This is a genomic window from Cytobacillus oceanisediminis, from assembly GCF_022811925.1.
GTDB lineage: Bacteria > Bacillota > Bacilli > Bacillales > Cytobacillaceae > Cytobacillus > Cytobacillus oceanisediminis_D.
In genome coordinates this window covers 3,191,298-3,211,686 of the sequence record NZ_CP065511.1, presented here as the reverse complement: position 1 = coordinate 3,211,686, position 20,389 = coordinate 3,191,298, and the positions used below count along the sequence as shown (strand labels likewise).

The 20,389-nt window shown below is 37.5% G+C and carries 20 protein-coding genes and 3 pseudogenes; 19 read left to right on the top strand and 4 right to left on the bottom strand.

Annotated features, from left to right (window positions below):
- Positions 1-14: 14 nt before the first annotated feature.
- A pseudogene (locus IRB79_RS16210) lies at positions 15-464 on the bottom strand (isochorismatase family protein); the annotation flags it as partial.
- Here IRB79_RS16210 and IRB79_RS16205 point away from each other — a divergent pair.
- From IRB79_RS16205 to IRB79_RS16180, 6 genes and pseudogenes are all read left to right on the top strand, one after another.
- Positions 463-543, top strand: a pseudogene (locus IRB79_RS16205) (DinB family protein); the annotation flags it as partial. The pseudogenes IRB79_RS16210 and IRB79_RS16205 sit on opposite strands and share 2 nt — an antisense overlap.
- 255 nt (positions 544-798) lie before the next feature.
- Positions 799-1,242: a hypothetical protein gene (locus IRB79_RS16200; protein WP_243503476.1), complete on the top strand. Its 444-nt coding sequence runs from the start codon at positions 799-801 to the stop codon at positions 1,240-1,242.
- A 124-nt stretch (positions 1,243-1,366) separates the two neighbouring features.
- Positions 1,367-1,522, top strand: a complete 156-nt coding sequence (locus IRB79_RS16195; protein ID WP_009335269.1) for a hypothetical protein — start codon at positions 1,367-1,369, stop codon at positions 1,520-1,522.
- A gap of 222 nt (positions 1,523-1,744) precedes the next feature.
- Positions 1,745-2,434: an aspartate/glutamate racemase family protein gene (locus IRB79_RS16190; RefSeq protein ID WP_243503475.1), complete on the top strand. Its 690-nt coding sequence runs from the start codon at positions 1,745-1,747 to the stop codon at positions 2,432-2,434.
- 44 nt (positions 2,435-2,478) lie between these two features.
- On the top strand, positions 2,479-2,910 hold the full coding sequence (locus IRB79_RS16185) for a cytidine deaminase (protein ID WP_243503474.1): 432 nt from the start codon (positions 2,479-2,481) through the stop codon (positions 2,908-2,910).
- Positions 2,911-3,061: 151 nt separating this feature from the next.
- Positions 3,062-3,388, top strand: coding sequence for an antibiotic biosynthesis monooxygenase family protein (locus IRB79_RS16180; protein WP_243503473.1), 327 nt, complete (start codon positions 3,062-3,064; stop codon positions 3,386-3,388).
- A gap of 509 nt (positions 3,389-3,897) precedes the next feature.
- Here the strand turns inward: IRB79_RS16180 and IRB79_RS16175 are convergent.
- Both IRB79_RS16175 and IRB79_RS16170 read right to left on the bottom strand, forming a co-directional pair.
- Positions 3,898-4,686, bottom strand: coding sequence for an SDR family NAD(P)-dependent oxidoreductase (locus IRB79_RS16175; protein ID WP_431833438.1), 789 nt, complete (start codon positions 4,684-4,686; stop codon positions 3,898-3,900).
- A 32-nt stretch (positions 4,687-4,718) separates the two neighbouring features.
- Positions 4,719-5,732 (bottom strand): AraC family transcriptional regulator, encoded by a 1,014-nt coding sequence (locus IRB79_RS16170; RefSeq protein ID WP_243503471.1) that lies wholly within the window; start codon positions 5,730-5,732, stop codon positions 4,719-4,721.
- A 628-nt stretch (positions 5,733-6,360) separates the two neighbouring features.
- Between IRB79_RS16170 and IRB79_RS16165 the strand changes: the two genes are divergently transcribed.
- From IRB79_RS16165 to IRB79_RS16130, 8 genes and pseudogenes are all read left to right on the top strand, one after another.
- Positions 6,361-6,801: a GNAT family N-acetyltransferase gene (locus IRB79_RS16165; protein WP_243503470.1), complete on the top strand. Its 441-nt coding sequence runs from the start codon at positions 6,361-6,363 to the stop codon at positions 6,799-6,801.
- 145 nt (positions 6,802-6,946) lie between these two features.
- The gene (locus IRB79_RS16160) at positions 6,947-7,681 is read left to right on the top strand and encodes an SDR family NAD(P)-dependent oxidoreductase (RefSeq protein WP_243503469.1); all 735 of its coding nucleotides are present in this window, start codon (positions 6,947-6,949) and stop codon (positions 7,679-7,681) included.
- Between the two features lie 82 nt (positions 7,682-7,763).
- Complete coding sequence (locus IRB79_RS16155; protein ID WP_243503468.1) at positions 7,764-8,126, top strand: YunG family protein; 363 nt, start codon at positions 7,764-7,766, stop codon at positions 8,124-8,126.
- Positions 8,127-8,365: 239 nt separating this feature from the next.
- A complete protein-coding gene (locus tag IRB79_RS16150; RefSeq protein ID WP_243503467.1) occupies positions 8,366-8,545 on the top strand; it encodes a DUF6440 family protein in 180 nt (59 codons plus the stop codon).
- Positions 8,546-9,021: 476 nt separating this feature from the next.
- Complete coding sequence (locus IRB79_RS16145; RefSeq protein WP_243503466.1) at positions 9,022-9,231, top strand: heavy-metal-associated domain-containing protein; 210 nt, start codon at positions 9,022-9,024, stop codon at positions 9,229-9,231.
- A 382-nt stretch (positions 9,232-9,613) separates the two neighbouring features.
- Positions 9,614-10,908 (top strand): annotated as a pseudogene (locus tag IRB79_RS16140) (IS110 family transposase).
- Positions 10,909-11,404: 496 nt separating this feature from the next.
- Entirely contained in the window at positions 11,405-12,187 is a 783-nt protein-coding gene (locus IRB79_RS16135; RefSeq protein WP_243503465.1) for an MBL fold metallo-hydrolase, read from the top strand.
- Between the two features lie 61 nt (positions 12,188-12,248).
- Complete coding sequence (locus IRB79_RS16130) at positions 12,249-12,452, top strand: site-specific integrase (RefSeq protein ID WP_243503464.1); 204 nt, start codon at positions 12,249-12,251, stop codon at positions 12,450-12,452.
- 507 nt (positions 12,453-12,959) lie between these two features.
- Here the strand turns inward: IRB79_RS16130 and IRB79_RS16125 are convergent.
- On the bottom strand, positions 12,960-13,697 hold the full coding sequence (locus IRB79_RS16125) for an IclR family transcriptional regulator (RefSeq protein WP_243503463.1): 738 nt from the start codon (positions 13,695-13,697) through the stop codon (positions 12,960-12,962).
- Positions 13,698-13,875: 178 nt separating this feature from the next.
- Between IRB79_RS16125 and IRB79_RS16120 the strand changes: the two genes are divergently transcribed.
- The 5 genes from IRB79_RS16120 to IRB79_RS16100 all read left to right on the top strand — a co-directional run bounded on the left by IRB79_RS16120 (position 13,876) and on the right by IRB79_RS16100 (position 20,368).
- The gene (locus tag IRB79_RS16120; protein WP_243509476.1) at positions 13,876-14,730 is read left to right on the top strand and encodes a dimethylarginine dimethylaminohydrolase family protein; all 855 of its coding nucleotides are present in this window, start codon (positions 13,876-13,878) and stop codon (positions 14,728-14,730) included.
- Positions 14,731-14,771: 41 nt separating this feature from the next.
- Positions 14,772-15,575, top strand: a complete 804-nt coding sequence (locus tag IRB79_RS16115; RefSeq protein WP_279401024.1) for a dimethylarginine dimethylaminohydrolase family protein — start codon at positions 14,772-14,774, stop codon at positions 15,573-15,575.
- A 51-nt stretch (positions 15,576-15,626) separates the two neighbouring features.
- On the top strand, positions 15,627-17,261 hold the full coding sequence (locus IRB79_RS16110; protein WP_243503462.1) for a M20 family metallopeptidase: 1,635 nt from the start codon (positions 15,627-15,629) through the stop codon (positions 17,259-17,261).
- Positions 17,262-17,347: 86 nt separating this feature from the next.
- Positions 17,348-18,754 carry an amino acid permease gene (locus tag IRB79_RS16105; protein WP_243503461.1) on the top strand — a complete coding sequence of 469 codons (1,407 nt, stop codon included), beginning with the start codon at positions 17,348-17,350 and terminating at the stop codon, positions 18,752-18,754.
- 390 nt (positions 18,755-19,144) lie between these two features.
- The gene (locus IRB79_RS16100; RefSeq protein ID WP_243503460.1) at positions 19,145-20,368 is read left to right on the top strand and encodes an MFS transporter; all 1,224 of its coding nucleotides are present in this window, start codon (positions 19,145-19,147) and stop codon (positions 20,366-20,368) included.
- Positions 20,369-20,389: the final 21 nt, after the last annotated feature.

Here is a 20,389-nt window from a genome sequence, read left to right as displayed (position 1 = left end):
AATAAGCTGCTATTCTAGTTAGGCTGCGTGCTGAAATCTCTCTGAGCCCCCCTATAGCTTCCTATAAGATTTTGATAACCAGGAAGATGGCTAGAAATTAAAGCGCCAAAACCTTCAACATCATTGCGCCAATCACGTTGTAATTCGCACGCTATGCTAAACCAGTTCAGAAGCTGTACCCCACCATGGGCCATACGCGTTAATGCCGCATCCGCTACTTGTTTACTGAACGTTCCAGAAGCATCAGTAGCAACAAATACTTCATAACCAGCGTTCACAGCGGAAAGTGCAGGAAATGCAACACAAACATCTGTAACTACGCCCGCAATGATCAGTTGTTTTTTTCCAGTTTCTTCGATTGCTTTGACAAAATCTTCATTATCCCATGCGTTAATTTGTCCAGGACGAGCTATTCTTGGCGCATGTGGAAAAAGTTCAACCAACTCTTGCATGAGTGGCCCATTAATGCTTCATGATGCATACCATACGGGACAAATTATTCAAATTAGGAAGATGCAAGGTTCTTGGCCATCGCATCGTTGATGGTGGAAAAAAGAATTGAAAATTGTACAAAAATAAACGGGTGTTTTGCTTTAAGAGTCTGCTGCCAATCGGCGGCTTTTTCTTTAACTAACGGGGCAGGTTTTTGGAATAAGAGAACTATTTGGGGCTCTTAAAAAGAGGTAACTGCTGTGAAAACAGCGGATAAATTAATGTGTGCATTAACAAAAAATTATATTGTATACCCAAAAGTCTGTAATATAATGGAGGTAGGCATCTTAGGAGGTATATTTTACTATGCGGAAAGTAATAGTTAAATTCTTTATGGAAAAAATTTGGCCAGAGATTCAAAAGTTACTAGTTAAATATGGGAAGGAATTGGCTGAACTTATTTTTGCCAAAGCCTTTGAATTTATAAAAAATTGGTTTAGTAACTTAGGAAAAGAAAAAGCAAAGCAAGCAGAAGAGGCTTACAGCAAGGCAGAAAGCTCTAGTGATCCAGATGAAAAGAAAAAGTATGCGCAAGAGGCTGAATTCTATAAAAGAGAAGATGAGTCTTATGCTCGTAAAATGGAGGATTTAGAGCGACAGTTTAATGAGTTTAAACAGTCTGTTCAAAATGATGTAGAGAACAAGACTAAGGACTTGAAAGCTGAAGATCTATTTAAAACTAATAAGGAAGACTTTTCGTTTAACTGGTCTAGTAATATTTTACGTTTAGAGGATAGTTCGAAAAAGTAAAATGGCTCTAGCAAAGTTTACACTTCATCAATAAGTCGAAAAATTCAACTTCGAAACTATAAGTATATTAATATGAAGCGAGGGTATACTGAAGAGTAAGACCAGGTAGAGGTGAGGAATATGAATGACTGAACAGGAGAAAAGGTTGCTATACAAAACTTCAATCATTTTAAATAAAGATACTAGTCAGATGAGATTAAACGATATTATTGAGGAGCTAGTCTATGTAATTGAACAAAAAGATATGAACAAAACAGCAGAACAGATTGCTAGGTCTTAAAAACAAAGTGGACTGAAATTTGGCATCCTTTACAAATGGATGCTTTTTTTATTAAAGTAAAAGACTTTGTATGCTCTTTATTAACCAATAGGGGCAGGTTTGTTGAACAATGGTCATTATTTTTTTTCAACAATCGGGCCATTTAGTTGAATAAAAAAGGAATTGTTTGTAGGTTAATCGAAGCTAATCATGAAGAGAAAAGCGGATAATGGAGAGGATAAAATGAAGGTTATTGGTCTTATTGGCGGAATGAGTTGGGAATCTTCTGTTGAATATTATCGGATTATCAATGAAGAAGTTAAAAGAAGATTAGGGGGATTACATTCAGCGAAATGTCTTTTATATAGTGTCGATTTTCATGAAATTGAACGTTACCAATCAGAAGGCGCTTGGGGAAATGCCGGTGAAGTGTTAGGTAATGCTGCACGTTCTTTGGAAAAGGGAGGGGCTGACTTTATTATCATTTGTACTAATACGATGCACAAAGTTATAGGTGATATCCAGTCGAAAATTAATATCCCCATTTTGCATATCGCAGATGCAACAGCAGCCCAAATTAAAGAGAAAGGAATTAATTCTGTTGGGTTACTAGGCACAAGATACACAATGCAGGAGGATTTTTATAAATCACGCTTGGAGTTTAACGGTATACAAGTTATTGTGCCAAATGACAATGAAAGAGAGATTGTAAACAAGATTATTTACGAAGAGTTATGTTTGGGTAAGATTCATCAAGAATCAAGGGATTATTATAAAAAAGTTATCCATGGTTTAATCGAGTCTGGAGCTAAAGGGATTATATTAGGCTGTACAGAAATTGGATTATTGGTAAAACCGGAGGATTCTAATGTTTCTCTATTTGACACAACCTACATACATGCTTTCGAAGCTGTAAATATTTCCTTAAAATAGAGTTAAGAATTTTTTTAAATAGAAGCAACTAGGGGGAGAATATCGTGTTAAAAGTAAGACCTTTGGAAGATATAGACTATGAATTGATTAAAGAAGCAGAAAAAGTTATTGAAAAGAACTATAGATATGGACGACATCACATTGGTTCAGCAGTAAGAACGACATCTGGTAATGTATTTTCAGCAGTTCATGTTGAAGCAAATGTCGGAAGAATAACAGTATGTGGTGAAGCAATGGCTATGGGTAAGTCTATATCAGAAGGAGAACACGATTTTCAAACGATAGTAGCAGTGGCTCATCCGCATCCACACGAGGATACAGAGAAATGTTGGGTTGTTTCTCCTTGTGGTATGTGTCGAGAGTTAATTAGTGATTACGGGAAAAATACTGATGTTATCATTTCTTATAAAAATGAATTGGTAAAGTGTAATGTAATGGAGTTATTACCAGAAAAATATACAAGTGATATAGAATAAAAGCTTATTTGAACAAACGAGTGCATTAATTGAAGATACGGCTACCAAATTTGGTGGCCTTTTCTTATTAATGAATAAGGAAACTTGAAATTATGTAAAAATTTTATACATTAGGAATACTGTAAAATTAAACATTATTGGGGGAACTAAATTGAGTGGAATTGCTAAAACTCTTCAACCACCTTACTATGCGGTTATATTTTCCTCACAGCGAACTGAAGGTGACAGAGGTTACGGAAAAATGGCGGAAAAAATGGTAGAGTTAGCTTCTCAGCAGATGGGATTCTTAGGTGTAGAAAGTGCAAGAGATGAAGGGTTAGGAATTACAGTTTCATATTGGGATTCCTTAGATACGATAAAGAATTGGAAGGAACACTTAGTACATCTAGTTGCACAGGATAGAGGTAAAAATGAATGGTACAAGAGCTTCGCACTCAGAGTGTGTAAAGTAGAAAGGGATAACTTTTACGAAATGTAATACTTCTAGCCTAATTCAGCTAACGGGTGCTTATATTCAAGATCAGCTGCCGAACCAGGCAGCTTTTTCTTATTTAACAAAAGGGGCAGTTTAGCACAAGAAGGATAATGTTATATCCAGTAAAAGTAGGAATAGATACCTCAATATTACGGAGAGAGAATTATGGGAATTTTAGCATTGAGAAGAATATAGAATAATATTTATATTTAGAAAACGTCTAATGATTTATGGTTATAACAAATTAAATGAGCATCTCTTGGGAGAAATTGCGTTAGGAGGTACGCTACGAAACCATTATAAAGGCATTGAAAGAATCCATACGAGGCCTTTTTTTAGGTGAAGGGTTAGTAAAAGTAAACGCTCCGAACTTTGCCGTGAACTTTGAAAGCTCGTATAAATTCGGAAGTTTACTTCAAAGGTAAGTACTGCACGAGAGTTATAACAAATTAAATAGGCCACTCGTAACCTATTTTTTAATATTAAAATTCTCCTCCTGGCAGCTTTTTTAATTAAAAAATGGTCGGGACCATTCCTCCATCCATACGGATTGGTGAGCCTTTAAATGCAGATGCATAGGGACTGCATAAGAATGCAGCTAGTCTTCCTATTTCAAACGGTCTGATAAATCGCTGTATTTCAGATTGTGGCAGATTATTGACCATGAATTGTTTTTCTTTTTCTGAAAAGGTTATGTTTTCATTTCTGTAAATACCCTCAATAATATCCTGGACATTTTCAGAAAGTGTTGGTCCCGGCATAATCGTATTGACGGTAACTTCTGTTCCTTTTGTTAGTATAGACAAGCTTTTTGCCAATGATAGCAGCATTGATTTTGTCATACAATACTGAGGCATTTGTCCAGAGGGCATTACTGCTTCTTCACTTGCAATAAAGATGATGCGGCCATCATTATTGTCCAGCATTTTTGGTAGATAATGTTTACATAATCCATTTGCGGCTAATACGTTAGTTTCGAAATATTTTTGCCATAGTTCATCCGTAACATCCTCGTATTGCATGATTTCGTAAATACCCATATTGTTAACTAAAATGTCTACATTCGGGAATTTTTTAAATAATTCCTCTCTTTGTTGAACATCCACAATATCGGCTGCAGCATTTTGAGGAGAAGTTAGCGGGAATTCTGATTTGATTTCCTGTACAGTTCGTTCTACCTCCTCATAATTGCGTCCATTTATGAGAATATTAACTCCTTCTTTAGCCAATTCTTTCGCTATTGCTTTACCTATGCCTTTTGTTGAGCCTGTAACTAAAGCGGTTTTTTTCAATAATTCCATTTCCAAGATACATTTCTCCTTTAAGCTGGTTATCAACTTAGTTCGTTTATAAGTGCATATTCAGCGCGCCAATTTAAAGGGGTCATACCTTCCCAGCTACGGAAGGCTCGATAAAACGAGCTCTGATCTTTATATCCAACAAGAAATGCCACTTCTTTAATATCTAGATTAGGATTAGCCAAGTACTGTCTTGACTGTTCATGACGGGCTTCCTTTAGCAGCTCCTTAAAGCTGGTCTCTTCATAAGTAAGCTGGCGCTGTAAGGTTCGTTCGCTCATGCCGAGCTCACTTGCTACATCTTGTATGTCGAGTCGTTCTCCTGTTAAATTGCGTTTCAACATCCACTTAACTATCTCTGTTATGGAGTGACTGTGTCGCTGTTCCTCTAATGTTTGCTCCAATACTGGTGTTAAGATCTCCAGTAAGTCAGCGTTGTAGGAAGTAAAAGGGCGATTAAGGTCATCTCTTTGCAATGTCAGACTATTACGTTCTGCTCCTATGTGGATAGGGCAGCCAAAGTATTCTTCATGCGCCTGTACTTGACCAAATGAATGTGTAAATTCCACTGATTTCGCTTTTATAGAATAACCGGTGCCTCGTCGTCCAAGTTCCAATAAAAACGCGAGAGTGGTCCCAACAAGTAGGGGTGGTCCCGCATGCTCCGTATCAAACCATTCCAGTTCAATTACACAATTTGTGTCTTCCTCCATAATGCGTAATTTTTCAGGTGGACACATTTCTTTGTACCGAGCCATTCTTTCAAGAGCATCCCGATAATCACGGGCATGGTAAGCTGCCAGTACAGACGGGGGATACTGTGTTGTTTCAAATACTGTCGGAAGTTGCAGCATTCCAACTTCCATGTCACCGATGATATCGGAATATGCTTGCCATAATGTGTAATATTGGTCAACAGTGACAACTTGTTCAGTTAGTACAGTAAGCGGCATTTTTGATTTCCGAACCAAATCATGAGCATTAATTCCAAGTTTTTTTAGCCCCCTCCAAAGTCCATCCGGTATTCTAACACGAGAATTTATAGTCATTCCTATTACACCTCTCTATCTATCAGAACATTACAGCCAACTCTTTTAACGGGATATTTATTTCATTTTACTTATATATTGTCTTTCTGTAATTAGCAAGGAACGACAATCCATTTGCAAAAGACGCCAAGAATGAGTAATTCTATTGTAATTATAACAACTTTAATAATTGCTTAAAGCTATTCACTGAAGATATAGATGTAATTTCACTTAATAGTTCCGTAACCAATAAATTAGCGGAATACTTAATTTGATTTTGTTATGTTCCGATAGATATCACTTTATTCGATGAATTAGAAGTTTTCGAGTGACACGATATATTTTTACTGAATTTCCTTCTGCTTAGAACATACATATACTGTTAGAAAGTAAATTTAGCGAAGTTTCTTCATTACCTATTTACTTATTTGGCAAAGTAGCAATCAATTAGTATTCCTTTAATAACTGAAAATATTTTTGAGTTTGTGAATTAATGTACTTAAACAAACGGGTGCATTACTTTAACATCAAGCTGCCCAATGGCGGCTTTTTCTTACTTAACTAACGGGGCAGGTTTATTGAAAAAGGAATTATGGAATTCAAAATTGAATTAAATATTAATAATATAATAATTTTAAGGAGCGTTAATGTGAATAATTCAAAAGTAGAATCAATACAAGAGCTAACAGACAAGAAACAATGGTTAGAAGCCTTTCCGATTATGAAACAGTTACGAACTGATTTGACTGAAAAGACATATCTGGACTTACTTGAAGAAATGAGGAAAGATGGGTATTTTTTATATGCTTTATATAAAGATAATCGAATTGTATCCTTAGCTGGCTTAAGTTGGAGAGTTAACTTTTATAATAAACGTCACGTATATATATATGACTTGGTAACAGATAAAGCATACCGATCATATGGATTTGGAGAGAAATTATTAGGATTTATACATAATTGGGCAAAGGATAATGGTGCTGAATATGTGGCATTAGAATCTGGTATTCAGCGAAACAATGCTCATCGTTTTTATGAAGACAAATTAGATTATGATAAATGGTGCTATTCATTTAGAAAAATGTTGTGATTTAACATAAGGGTAATGCTACGTCAGGCCAGGTGTCTTTTTCTTATGCAACAAACGGGCAGGTTAGTACAATAAGGTTAAAGGGTAACGCTCATGATAAAACTTAGTTAATTGGAGTAATAAATATAGAGAGGAGTTTTGATAAGTGCTCAAAAATAGAAAAATAATCGTAACAGGTGCGGCCTCTGGGATAGGAAAAGAAGTTGTCAAGCAATGCTTACATGAGGGTGCTTCAGTTATTGCATGCGATATTAATGAACATTCCTTATATGACTTAAAACGGTCAATGGATGATCGCTCTGATCTACATACATATCAATTAGATGTAAGTAGCTATGAAGAGGTCGCTAAATTTTTTGTATATGTTGAAGCAGAACATTCTGATGTAGATGGTTTAGTTAATAATGCGGGGATTTATTTGGCGAAAAATATATTGGATTATCAAGTAGATGAAATTGATAAAGTCTTAGATATAAACGTTAAGGGATTTATTTATTTCTCACAAATGTTCGGCAAAAAATTGTTCCAAAGCCATCGTAAGGGAGTCATCATTAATATGTCTTCAGTGTCAGGCATGGAAGGCAGCTCAGATGCAATTTATGGGTTATCAAAAGCTGCCATACTAGGTTTAACTAAAAGCTGTGCCATGAATTTCTCACCATACATCCGAGTTAATGCTGTTGCTCCTACGATGGTTAATACGCCAATGATGGGTATGATACCTAATTGGAGAAAAGAGGAGTATTTAAGTCATCAACTCATCGATACGCCTGTCCTACCTGAAGATGTGGCTGATACTGTTATCTTCTTATTATCAGATAATGCCAAACATTATACAGGCGCAACGTTCGATATTAATAATGGAGGTTATCTACGGTAGTTCTGGTTCTTGTTATACTAACGGGGCAGGTTTGCTTAATTAGAATTAAGATAAGTATTTAGATGTAAGAGAAGGGACTTTTATGGAGAATAACACGTTTAAAATAGAACAAATAATGAATGCTTTGTCTAAATCTTGGTCTTTAGAATCAAGTTCAAAATGGAGTAAGTATAATCCTGCAAAGGGGCAATGTGGTGTTACCACATTAGTAGTAAATGATCTATTAGATGGAGAAATAAAGAAAACTAAATTACCTGATGGATGGCATTTTTATAATATTATTAATGGAAGACGACACGACTTTACAGCTTCTCAATTTATAGAAGACATCTTATATATGGATAATCCTTCAAATAGAGAAGAAGCATATAAAGATACTAATGATAAACAGTATAATTATCTAAAACAGAATGTTTTAATCAATTTAGATACATTATTCATCTAATGGTGAGTTTTATTTCAAGAACAGCTGCCAAGTAAGGTGGCTTTTTCTTATTCAAGTAAAGGGGCAGTTTAGCTAAACAAGACTTTGCAGGAAAATAAGGGGGGTTAATTGAATAGTATTAAAACCTGGAGGTGCTAATAAATAGAGTGGCAAATGATAAAAATTAAAGAGGCTATCAAGAACGGCACTTAAATTAATGAATCACTTTAGCAATTATCGGGTTAGGGGAGAGCGGGATAATGGATAGCAAACGTTTTGAAATTATTTATACCCAAGGAAAGCTAGAACTTTTTAAGATTATTCGTGATAATCAGACGGGGGTTCTATACATGTTGAATCTAACTGCTGCTGGAAGTGGATTAACCGTTATGGTTGATCAAGAAGGAAAACCTTTGGTAGATGAGAATTTTAAAAAATAGTCGAGAATGAGTTAAAGTGCCAATTTGTAAAGGCCTATTCCAGAATTGTGCGCTTTTCTTTAGTAAGAAAGCGTCTTTTTTTGTATGATCCTACACAAAAGATTGTAAAGATTTTCACTAAACTATAGGGTGCTTTTGTTCAAGAACAGCTGCTAATCAGGCAGCTTTTTTCTTTTTAAACTACCATGAAAATAAGTTTCCTCAATTAAATAAGCACAATATCGTCGTACTTTACTATAAGTTCATTTTTCATTGTTTTTTAAATCTTAACGGGTTAATTTTTAAAAATTTACATACTCTATAATTCAGTGGTAATAAAATGGAGAATTAAAATAATAAATAAGATGGAATTATGGAAAATCGTTCAAACAATTGAGAATATTTAGACGATGTGCTGGTGACGATCAATCACTTGATTTATCTTGAATGTGCTAACAGAAGCTCAAAGAATAAATGTTCGGAAGGAAGGATTAAAATTGAAGCAATTAACTATTTTTATTAAAGAAGCAACAAGTGAAGAACCGATTCAAACATTAGAAACGATTCTCATGAAATTGGATGGCATTGAGAGAGCTTTGGTGGACATCGATGATGGTGAAGTAAAGATTACATACGACGAAAGACAAGTTGGCCATGAAAAAATTACAAATTGGATTCAACAACATGGTTTACATCTTCTTAACTAAAAAATTATTTATTTCTAGTTCTTAAACTAAAATTTATAAATAAAAGAAGTAAATAAAGTATATCTAGATAATATTCACTTGCTTATTCCATCTGCCTTTTGTTAGATCTTCAACAATCGGGCGCTTTTCTTTTGTAAGAAGGCGTCTTTTTTATAAGCCCCTACACAAAAGATTGTGAAGATTTTCACTTAAACTATAGGGTGCAATACTTAAAGAACCAGCTGCCATTTCAGGCAGTTTTTTTCTTTTTAAACAAAAGGGGCAGCATTCCTGTAATGAAGGAAAATGGAGTTTGAACAAAAAAATAACCTCTTGGTAGAATGAGAGAGTCCTGAAGCCGGCAAGCGAAAAGGACATTACTCAAATACCAGGAGGCTTTAAAATGAATTATAACCAGAATAAGAAGATTGCTCAAATTACTCCTTACACCCTGATTATAGGGGTGGATATCGCGAAATTCAAGCATGTGGCACGTGCCCAGGATTTCAGGGGAATGGAGTTTGGAACCCCTTGTTATTTTGAAAATACAAAAGAAGGTTTTGAGCATTTTCTTCATTGGATTTCAGAAACGAAGAAAGCACGTAGTATGGAGAAAGTGATTGTCGGTATGGAGCCAACAGGTCATTATTGGTTTAACCTGGTCATATTTTAAAAGAGAACGAGATTAAGTTTGTAGCTGTAAATCCCTTGCACGTAAAGAAAAGCAAGGAACTTGATGATAATTCTCCAACTAAAAATGATGTAAAAGATGCCAAGGTCATTGCCCAGTTGGTCAAGGACGGAAGATACGCCGAACCTACCATACCGCAAGGTGTTTATGCCGAACTCCGTGTGGCAAAGAAAATACGCGATCTTTTAACCGATGACCTTCAAACGGTCCAGGGCCAGGTGCATAACTGGATTGACCGGTATTTTCCGGAATTTCTTAAGGTCTTTAAGAAGTGGGAGGGCAAGGCTGCATTACAATTCTTACGGCTTTATGCTCTACCGCATGAAATAGCCAATTTCACAGAAGATGAATTGCTTATCCATTTAAGAAAATCCGTAAAAAGAAGTGTAGGTGCTAATAAGATTCGGGAGTTAAAGCAAGCAGCGAGTCAGTCCATCGGACTTCGCCAAGGCTCTGAGATGGCAAAAATGGAGCTGAAAACTCTTCTGGTTAAATATGATTTGATTCAGAAGGAATTCGAAGAATTGGACGGAAAAATAGATTACCTGCTTGATGAAATTCCAGGTGTAGCCCAAATGTTAGCGATCAAGGGTGTTGGAAGAGATACAGTCGCTGGTTTCTTTGCGGAAGTGGGTGACCTACGTGAGTACACTCACCCCCGACAAATTATTAAGCTGGCTGGCTTGAGTCTGAAGGAAAATACGTCTGGAAAGCATAAGGGAAAAACCACCATCTCCAAGAGAGGACGGAAGAAGCTAAGGGCTCTGTTGTTTAGGGTTTGCATGATTCTCGTTGCCAAAAATTCAGCTTTTAAGGCCCTGCATGCTTACTTTACACAACGGCCAGACAACCCGCTAAAGAAGATGCAGTCCCTTATCGCTTTGTGTAATAAATTGATTCGTATTTTCTTTAGTATAAGTAAAAAGCAATTTGAATTTAGTGAAGAAAAGATGTTAAAAGATATCCCTCACTTGGCAGGATCAAAGAAGGCAGAACTGGCCGCTTAATTCTGGTTTCGTTTAGATTAGAAATAGTTCTTGGCTTATAGTTTTGGAGACATTTGAAGCACGGATTAGTCGGCAAAGCAACTAAATTACGGGCATGGACCCTGTGGGGCAGCATGGCCGACATCCACCTCATGGAAAGGTTGGACGAAGGAATTTGAGAGCGAAGACTCTGTGAGGCATGGGAGGGTTGACCTCCATGAGATATGTGGACATCTACCAGTGCGGTCATATTCTTACTACTCCACCAATTTTTGTAATAGATTGGTTAGTGGGTTGTAGCTCATTTTTCTCGGCGTGCCCAAATATATCCTTTTCAGTTACTATCCTCCAATTGAAACCCATTTACCGGCAGGTAAATAGCTATGAAAATCTAAGAAATCAGGAGTAATCGGGTGTGTACGCTTTTTTTATTGAGGGAGTTAAGTTCAATAAGAGGGGATATTGGTTTGTAATGTAGAACAAGTAGGGAAGTAAAATAATATTTTGGAGGCAATGTATGATTAAAGATTTGTGGTTTACTGTGCAACAGATTGATAGTAATACATACGTAATTAGTGAATATGGACATTGGGAGAAGGTACATTCATTTTTATTATTAGGTAATCAAAAAGCGGTACTAATTGATACTGGTCTTGGTATTGATAATATAAAGAGAGTTACTGACCAGTTGACTACCTTGCCGATTGAAGTCATCACTACTCATGTCCACACTGATCATATTGGAAGTCATGGCGAATTTGAAAGAATATATGTTCATGAGGGAGATAAAGATTGGTTAGTGAATGGAATAAAAGGCTTATCAATCGAACAAATAAGAAAAGATGTTAGTAGAGATATAACATTGCCTACTCCGAATACATTTAATCCTAACACATATCAACCATTTCAAGGCGAACCAACAGGGTTGTTAGCTGATGGCGATGTAATTGAGTTGGGTAATAGAAAGTTAATAATCTATCATACTCCTGGACATTCTCCTGGTCATATATCGGTTTTTGATGAAACAAACGGTTATTTGTTTACAGGGGATTTACTATATGATGAAACCCCTATATATGCTTTTTATCCTTCAACAAACCCTGTTGATTTAGTTAACTCGTTGGAAAGAATTTCAGAGATACCAAACATCTCAATGGTTTACGGTTCACATAACACTTTAGGACTTGAACCAAAAATTTTAGAAGAAGTAAAAATTGCAGTTAAGTTTTTGAGAGAAAATAAACTTACTAAATTCGGTACAGGAATCCACAAATTTAACGGTTTTAGTGTTCAGTTTTAACGGTTTTATTGAACTAAAGGTGCTTTAGTTTAATAAGAAAAGGACCTTGCGGGAGTTAGTCATGAAAAAGGTGGATATAAAATGGCCGGAACGCATGATAACGATACCAAAAGGGAAAGGTAAAAAAGAGCGCATTGTGCTATTTACACGAGAGTGTGGGAAACATCTGAAAGCCTATTTAGACACCCATGAGGACACACTCCCGTTTGTTTTTGTGAATCCTAAAAGCACTGGTCCGATGTGTCCGCGCCCAATTAAAATTTGAGAGCTATACCAAAAAGCTGGGTGCTCATATTTCGCCACATACATTACGCCATGCATTTACTGCCATTTTGTTCGAAAGGGTATGCCGTTAGCATGTATACTGGTTCTATATTATAGGACATAACGGCCCGCATTAAACGCAGCTGTACGCTCGTTTATATATGAAGCAAGAAAACAACTGTATAATCAGTGGGTGTAAAATAATGGTAGATGAGTTCGCATAATACGAATTAACGCTTTCATAAACCTTATTAAAAAAGTGTCCAAACCCTTGGTATTTAAGGGATTGGGCATTTTTTCATTTCTAGCTATTTAAAGTCTATTTAAAGTCTGAATCTATGAAATGATTTTCTTATGTGTTTTTGGGTTGAACAGGAAACTAATTTGCTGGTTAATATACACTTCAAACGCAAGGCGATTTTTAACCTTGCGTTTTTTTTATTGTTATATAGCACTTAAGGACAATTTCTTCATAATAGTTGTTAAAATGAACTCTTTTTTAATTACCTCAGTATTTACTCCCTAATTTATTGCAGATTCGCATTCCGTATTCGATTACTTTTTCGATTAAGCAGTTTTGTCTTTCTTCTGTGATATTGAAATTAACATATCCGATGCTTATGGCTCCCAGGAGTTCATTTGCGTGATCGAAAATAGGCGCAGCGACAGAAGAGGTTCCAGGCGTTTGTTCGCCATGACTCTCCCCATAACCCTGCCTTCTAACTTTGCTTAATAGTTTTATAAACGAATCTCTTTCCTCAGATGGCACTAAGGAATTAATAACTTTAACAGACTCGGAGTTAGGCATATTGGCTAATAACACTTTGTTGGCTGCCCCAATATTCAACGGGATTCGAATCCCCAGCTGATCATTGATTCGAATCGGATTGTTGAGACAATCAATTCTTTCAACTACAAGTGATTCTAATCCAATTGGCTTGCTAAAATACACACTCTCCTCCACCTCATGCATTAATTTTTCCATCTCTGGGCGAATCAGTCCAACAAAATCAAAGGTGTCATACATTTTAAGTCCATATTCTAACCAGGTGTTACCCATAGAATATAATTTCAAATCTGGGTCCTGTTGAATAAGTCCGTGCTGCTTCATGGATTGCAGGAGCCGATGAAGTGTACTGACAGGCAAGTCGCATTCCTTTGATAAATCTGTAATGGAAATCCACATTCTTGTGTCATTTTTAGCCAAAACCTTGATTACCTGCATGGCACGATCGATTGTCTGCATCTTTTATCCTTCCATTCCTTTTAATTTACATAAGTGTATTGAAATAAATTATTCAGTAAATTCAAAATATATTGACATGAAGAATCTATCACTATAATATCATATTATAAGTTTTCCTGTCAGAGGAAACTAATTCCGATATGCGGAAAAAAGGAGGTTAAGCCAATTGGTGACTTCAATGTACAAAAAGCTAAATACTGTCATTGTAAAGCATCCAAAAGAAGCCTTTATCAGCCAGGAGCATTTAAGGAGTGAGTGGAAAAAGTTCAACTATATCAGTGAGCCGGATTATATGAAAGCCCACCAGGAATACGAACAGTTTCTATCCATTATCAAGGAGCATGTCGGCTATATTGAATTTCTGCCGGTTTCAGAAAAGGTGGGGCTAGATTCGCTTTATGCACATGATCCCGTTAAATTTACGAAAAAAGGCGCAATGATTTTAAAATCAGGGAAAAAATTACGTCAGCCTGAAGCAGAAATTTATAAAGAATTTTTACAGGAAAAAAACATCCCGATTCTGGGGGAAATAACTGGTGATGCTGCAGCTGACGGGGGAGATCTTGTTTGGTTAGATGACCGCACTTTATTAATTGGACGCGGATATCGAACAAACGATGAGGCGATTCGCCAAATTAAAGAAATGACAAAAGATATAGTAGATGAATGTATAGTTGTTCAACTCCCGCATGATCAAGGAGAAGAGGAGTGTCTTCACCTTATGTCTTTTATAAGTATCGTAGATGAAAATCTTGCAGTGGTGTATTCACGTCTTATGCCGGTATTTTTAAGACAGATGCTGATAGAACGTGGCATCCAGTTGGTTGAAGTACCGGACGATGAATACCGGCGGCTCGGCTGTAATGTGCTGGCTGTTGCACCGCGCATCTGTGTCATTGTTTCCGGAAATCCTCAAACCAAACAGGGACTATTGGATGCAGGAGCGACTGTCTATGAATATGAAGGTAATGAAATTTCATATTTAGGCACTGGAGGACCAACATGCCTCACATGCCCAGTGGAACGTATTTAACCAAAATTAATAAATCACAAGAGTAGATGGAGGAATAAAACATGTTAAGAGAATCAACAACAAAATCATCACAAGCTGCAAAAATGTTTCATAACACAATTGTAAAAAGACCCGGCTCAACTTTTATCAATGGATTAACAACATCTGACCTTGGAACACCTATTTTAGAAAAAGCATTAGAGCAGCATGATGCCTATATTGAAGCACTTAAAACATGCGGTACAGAAGTAACTGTTCTTCAAAGCAATGATCAATTCCCGGATTCTACGTTTGTAGAAGATACAGCTGTTTTAACTGCAGAGTTCGCAGTTATTTCCAACCCTGGTGCGGAAAAAAGAAATGGCGAAATTCACGAAATAAAGCCGGCAGTCAAATCCTTCTTTGATAAAATCTACTATATTAAAGCGCCTGGCACACTTGATGGCGGCGATATTTTACAAATCGAAGATCACTTTTACATTGGCGTCTCTACCCGGACGAACCAGGAAGGCGCCGAACAGCTTAAGCAAATTTTAGAAGCCGAAGGCTATAATGCAACCATCGTTCCATTACAAAAATTCTTCCACCTGAAAACTGGAATAGCATATATTGGCAATCAAACGATTGTCGTTGCTGGAGAATTTGTAGACCACCCGGATTTTAATTCCTATCAAAAAATTGTTGTTCCTCCGGAAGAGGAATATGCAGCAAACTGTATTCGCGTCAACGACTATATCATCGTTCCATCCGGATACCCGCAAACAAAGCAAAAAATTAATGAAGCCGGCTTCCGCACGATTGAACTTGATACATCTGAGTTCCGTAAACTTGATGGCGGATTAAGCTGTTTGTCACTTCGTTTTTAATAATAAGTAGAAAAATGGCCGTTTTAATTCGCATAGAAGGAGCGTTTAGTTATGACACAGCTAAGGTGGGGAACCCCAGATGCATTGCGCAGATTATTGTGCGAAGTAGTAAGCTGGAAAAGTATGACACTTACGGATGGAGAGCGTAAATTTCCTTTTAAAGTGACAGCGAAGCTCAAGGAGTTGACCTATTTTCGAGAGAATCCTGATCACTTGGGGCACCATGATGCCGATTTAGATCGCTGCTTTGTTACCGCTTTATATAAACATCCGGATGCCACAGAAACGATCGTGTTAATCAGCCACTTTGATACAGTAAATACAGAAGAATATGGTGATCTTCGGGAGTACGCGCATTTCCCGGAGGAATTGACGAAATTGCTTCATTCCAGGGCAGATGAGCTGTCGGAAGAAGCCAGGCAGGATCTTCTCTCGGGAGAGTTCTTATTTGGCAGGGGCACGATGGATATGAAAATGGGGCTTGTCATGCATATGGGATTATTAGAAAAGGCAACTGTTGAACATTGGCCTATTAATCTGATCTTGCTGACGGTTCCGGATGAAGAAGTGAACTCTTCCGGTATGCGTGCAGCGGTTCAGAAACTTTTAGAATTGAAGGAAAAACATCAGCTCACCTATAAGCTTTTCTTGAACGGGGAACCGGTATTTACGCAAGAACCGGGTGACAGGAACTATTATGTGTATTCAGGCTCTATTGGTAAAATCATGCCTGCTGCTCTTTTTTATGGAAAAGAAACGCATGTGGGGGAACCGCTTAGCGGCATTACAGCGCCTTATATTGCCTCATTTCTAACACAAAGAATGGAGTGGAATTTAACACTGCAGGAAACGGAGATGGGAGAGCAAACTCCGCTCCCGGTGACACTGCAGCAAAAGGATCTTCGTCTGGAGTATTCCGCGCAAACACCTTATCGTTCAGCGGCTTTGTACAATGTATTTTTAATGAAACGGAATGCCGGGGAAATCATGGATATTTTCGAAAAGGTAGCGCTAAATGCAGCTCACGCCTGCAACGAAGCCTATAAAGAAATCTGCAGTGAACGGAATGTATCTCCCGTAGGTGAGGTGCGTGTGCTGCGCTATGAAGAACTGGAAAAGCATGCCGTTCGAAAATTTGGTACAGATTTTGTTGCGGGTATCAAAGACTTGGTACAGAAAAAAGCGGAATGGGATGACCGGGAGAAATCTATCCGAATTGCTGATACGTTAATCATTCAGTGTCAGGAGCTGACACCGGCAATCGTTCTGCTTTATGCACCTCCTTATTATCCGGCAGTCAATTCCTCAGAGGATAAGCTAGTCGCAGAATGTATCGAATATGTAAAACAACAAGGCTTTGAAAAGTTTGGGCTGCCTGTTAACCAAGTTCACTATTTTAATGGAATTAGCGATTTAAGCTATGTCAATTATCAGGATACGGATGACGGCTGGATCGTATTTAAAGAAAACACGCCGGTTTGGGGCGGCAGCTACAGCATTCCATTCGATGGAATGACACAGCTCCAAGCACCGGTACTAAACGTAGGCCCATTCGGAAAAGACGCTCACAAACGAACCGAACGCCTCCACATCAAAAGCGCCTTCGAAGAAGTACCCGCACTTGTAGAAGGGATGGTCAAAATGCTGGCAAAAAAGCACCTAATGGTGTCAGGCGCAACTAGTTGACAAAATGGTGATTTTGTCAATTAAAGTGTGAAATTCGCGCAAGCTTGATGTGCCTGATGCCAATTTAATTAAGGGATGTGATCTAGATGGTTGAGGAAGAGGGTCAGAAGAATCAATTAAACCGGTCGATGAAGCGCCGTCATTTATTTATGCTATCTTTGGGTGGAGTAATAGGAACTGGATTGTTTTTAAACGCCGGCTACACGATCAATCAAGCGGGAGCAGGAGGGGCTTTGATCGGATATTTATTCGGTGGAGTCATTTTGTATCTTGTCATGGTTTGCTTGGGTGAGCTTGCTGTGTACATGCCTGTTACGGGATCGTTCCAGACTTATGCCAGTAAATTTATTAGTCCTTCGGCTGGTTTCTCGTTAGGCTGGATGTATTTTATTGGTTCAGCCACAACAGCTGGAGTAGAATTTACGGCTGCCGGAATATTGATGAAACGCTGGTTTCCGGATATCTCCGTATGGGTGTGGTGTGCCATATTCATCCTTCTTTTGTTCGCACTCAATGCCTTAACAACAAGAGGCTTTGCTGAAGCGGAATATTGGTTTTCCGGCATTAAAGTTGTAGCTGTGATCTTCTTTATTATTATTGGCTTCAGTGCCATCTTGGGCATCATACCACTTGCGGACAGGCCGGCGCCATATATGGAACATTTAGCTCCTAAAGGCCTTTTCCCTGCTGGAATTGCCATCGTGTTTGTAACGATGATGAATGTCATCTTTTCCTATCAGGGATCAGAATTAATCGGAATTGCGGCCGGTGAAAGCGAGGAGCCTCAAAAGAATATTCCTCGTGCGATTCGAAATGTCCTTTTTAGAATCATCATTTTTTATATTGCTTCTATTATTATATTATCCGCCATTTTTCCAACACAAGAGCTCGGGATATTAGAAAGCCCGTTTGTAACCTTGATGGACTTGGCTGGAATTCCATTTGCCCCTGATATCATGAATTTTGTTATCCTAACAGCTATTTTATCTGTAGGAAACTCTTGTATTTATGCTTCGACCCGCTTACTTTGGGCGATGGCTCATGATGGAATGGCACCTGGAGTTTTTGGAAAACTCTCAAAACGAAAGGTTCCGTTCACAGCTCTAGTATTCACCATGATCTTTTCCCTTTTATCATTACTCACAAGCGTATTTGCAGCTGAAACCGTGTTTGTATTATTAATGTCAATTGCAGGTATTTCTGTCACCATCTCATGGATGGGAATCGCTCTCTCTCAATTCATGTTCCGACGTAAGTATATACAAGCAGGTGGAAAGGTAGAGGATCTAAAATACAAAGTCCCATTCTACCCAATCATCCCGCTGATTTGTATAATATTCTGTGTCTCTATTCTAGTATTCCTGGCCTTTGACCCAACTCAGCTGGCAGGACTGCTTATTGGAATAGGATTTCTGCTTGTCAGCTATCTATTCTATTACTTCAAAAATCGAAAAACTCATAAAGTTAGTTCAAATAATGAAATTGGTGCATGAGAGCAATCGTAGACATTTGTATGTTTCGGTGTGACTAAATACCAGGATTAACCGGATGACCATGATGGTTGTCCGGTTTTTTTAATGCTTCACCTTAATTTTATAAGAAACCAAAATTTTTATTTTCTCTATCTTGAATATATTCTAAAAAATAAATCTTTTTCATGGAAGAACGCACTTTTTTGTGAGAAGGTTACTAAAAGGATACTTTTAGACGCAGGGAAGTGAGGAAGAAAATAGAAAAGAGAGAATTTAATTATGAAATAATTGTTCTCAAGGAGAATAGCCCATCATTTGGCAGGTCAATTAATGTTGAAGAGGATAAAAAAGTTATGTTTTAAATATTCTGTATAATTATAATATTACGCTTTATTTAAAAGGGGGGATATTATGATTCGAGGTTCATGGAGAGCGTTAGTATGGATTGGATTAGCTGAATTATGCGCATTAAGCCTGTGGTTTAGTGCTTCGGTTATAGCCCCTGAATTAATTCAAGTATGGAACCTTAGCTCCAACTCAGAAGCATGGCTGTCTGCTTCTGTCCCAATTGGTTTTGTAATAGGTGCATTAGTTAGTTCATATTTTGGGATAGCAGATCGTTTTAATCCCCGAAAGGTTCTTGCCGTTTCAGCGTTTCTAGGGGCACTATTGAATGTCTTACTTATACTGGTAGATCAGGCTTTTTTCGGTATCCTGCTTAGGATATTAACCGGTGTATCACTCGCTGGTGTATACCCGACAGCTGTAAAAATTTTATCACAATGGTTTCCAAAAAAACGTGGGCTTGCTGTTGGTATCTTAATAGCCGCCTTAACTCTAGGGTCCTCTTTGCCACATTTTATTGTTATATTCACTTCTTCTTTAAATTGGCAATTAGTGATTATTTGCAGTTCAATATTGGCTCTCCTGGCAGCTATAATAGTCAATTGGGTTTTAAAAGATGCTCCAGTAACAACTAAAAAATTGCCTTTCTCTTTTAAATTAATTAAAAAGGTAGTATCGAATAAACCAGTAATGCTTGCGAACTACGGTTATTTTGGGCATATGTGGGAATTGTATGCGATGTGGACGTGGATTCCTATCTTTTTGACCGCTAGTTTTACAAGCTATTCACCAGGGATTCCTCCTTGGTTCATTGCATTATCCTCTTTTATTATAATCGGAATTGCAGGGGGAATTGGTTGTGTAGTAGGTGGACTAGTCTCAGATAAAATTGGAAGAGCTAATCTAACGATTATTTCTATGTTTATCAGTGCCATTTGCTGTATCTTGATTGGTTTTACTTTTGGTCAATATATTTGGTTGACTCTCCTCCTTTCTATCATTTGGGGAATGTCTGTCATCGCAGATTCTGCCCAGTTTTCTGCCGCAGTTTCAGAAGTTTCAGAAGTTGAGTATGTAGGAACAGCACTGACTTTTCAAATGTGTATTGGTTTCCTAATCACTATATTTTCTATAAATCTAATCCCTATTATTCAGAGGTTAGTAGGTTGGGAATGGGTCTTTACATGTTTAGCGATTGGACCGATTCTTGGTATTGTATCTATGGTCCAATATAAACGGCATGAATTTTATAATGTCAAAGGCATTAACACAGCATTAAAAAAATTATGAAAAAAATAATATGTCAAAATT

Bases quoted from the DNA above. Each gene is read 5' to 3' on its own strand.
- IRB79_RS16200 (WP_243503476.1), top strand. From the start codon at position 799: ATGCGGAAAGTAATAGTTAAATTCTTTATGGAAAAAATTTGGCCAGAG.
- IRB79_RS16195 (WP_009335269.1), top strand. From the start codon at position 1,367: ATGACTGAACAGGAGAAAAGGTTGCTATACAAAACTTCAATCATTTTA.
- IRB79_RS16190 (WP_243503475.1), top strand. From the start codon at position 1,745: ATGAAGGTTATTGGTCTTATTGGCGGAATGAGTTGGGAATCTTCTGTT.
- IRB79_RS16175 (WP_431833438.1), bottom strand. From the start codon at position 4,686: ATGGAATTATTGAAAAAAACCGCTTTAGTTACAGGCTCAACAAAAGGC.
- IRB79_RS16170 (WP_243503471.1), bottom strand. From the start codon at position 5,732: ATGACTATAAATTCTCGTGTTAGAATACCGGATGGACTTTGGAGGGGG.
- IRB79_RS16155 (WP_243503468.1), top strand. From the start codon at position 7,764: ATGGAGAATAACACGTTTAAAATAGAACAAATAATGAATGCTTTGTCT.
- IRB79_RS16150 (WP_243503467.1), top strand. From the start codon at position 8,366: ATGGATAGCAAACGTTTTGAAATTATTTATACCCAAGGAAAGCTAGAA.
- IRB79_RS16135 (WP_243503465.1), top strand. From the start codon at position 11,405: ATGATTAAAGATTTGTGGTTTACTGTGCAACAGATTGATAGTAATACA.
- IRB79_RS16130 (WP_243503464.1), top strand. From the start codon at position 12,249: ATGAAAAAGGTGGATATAAAATGGCCGGAACGCATGATAACGATACCA.
- IRB79_RS16125 (WP_243503463.1), bottom strand. From the start codon at position 13,697: ATGCAGACAATCGATCGTGCCATGCAGGTAATCAAGGTTTTGGCTAAA.
- IRB79_RS16120 (WP_243509476.1), top strand. From the start codon at position 13,876: ATGTACAAAAAGCTAAATACTGTCATTGTAAAGCATCCAAAAGAAGCC.
- IRB79_RS16115 (WP_279401024.1), top strand. From the start codon at position 14,772: ATGTTAAGAGAATCAACAACAAAATCATCACAAGCTGCAAAAATGTTT.
- IRB79_RS16110 (WP_243503462.1), top strand. From the start codon at position 15,627: ATGACACAGCTAAGGTGGGGAACCCCAGATGCATTGCGCAGATTATTG.
- IRB79_RS16105 (WP_243503461.1), top strand. From the start codon at position 17,348: ATGGTTGAGGAAGAGGGTCAGAAGAATCAATTAAACCGGTCGATGAAG.
- IRB79_RS16100 (WP_243503460.1), top strand. From the start codon at position 19,145: ATGATTCGAGGTTCATGGAGAGCGTTAGTATGGATTGGATTAGCTGAA.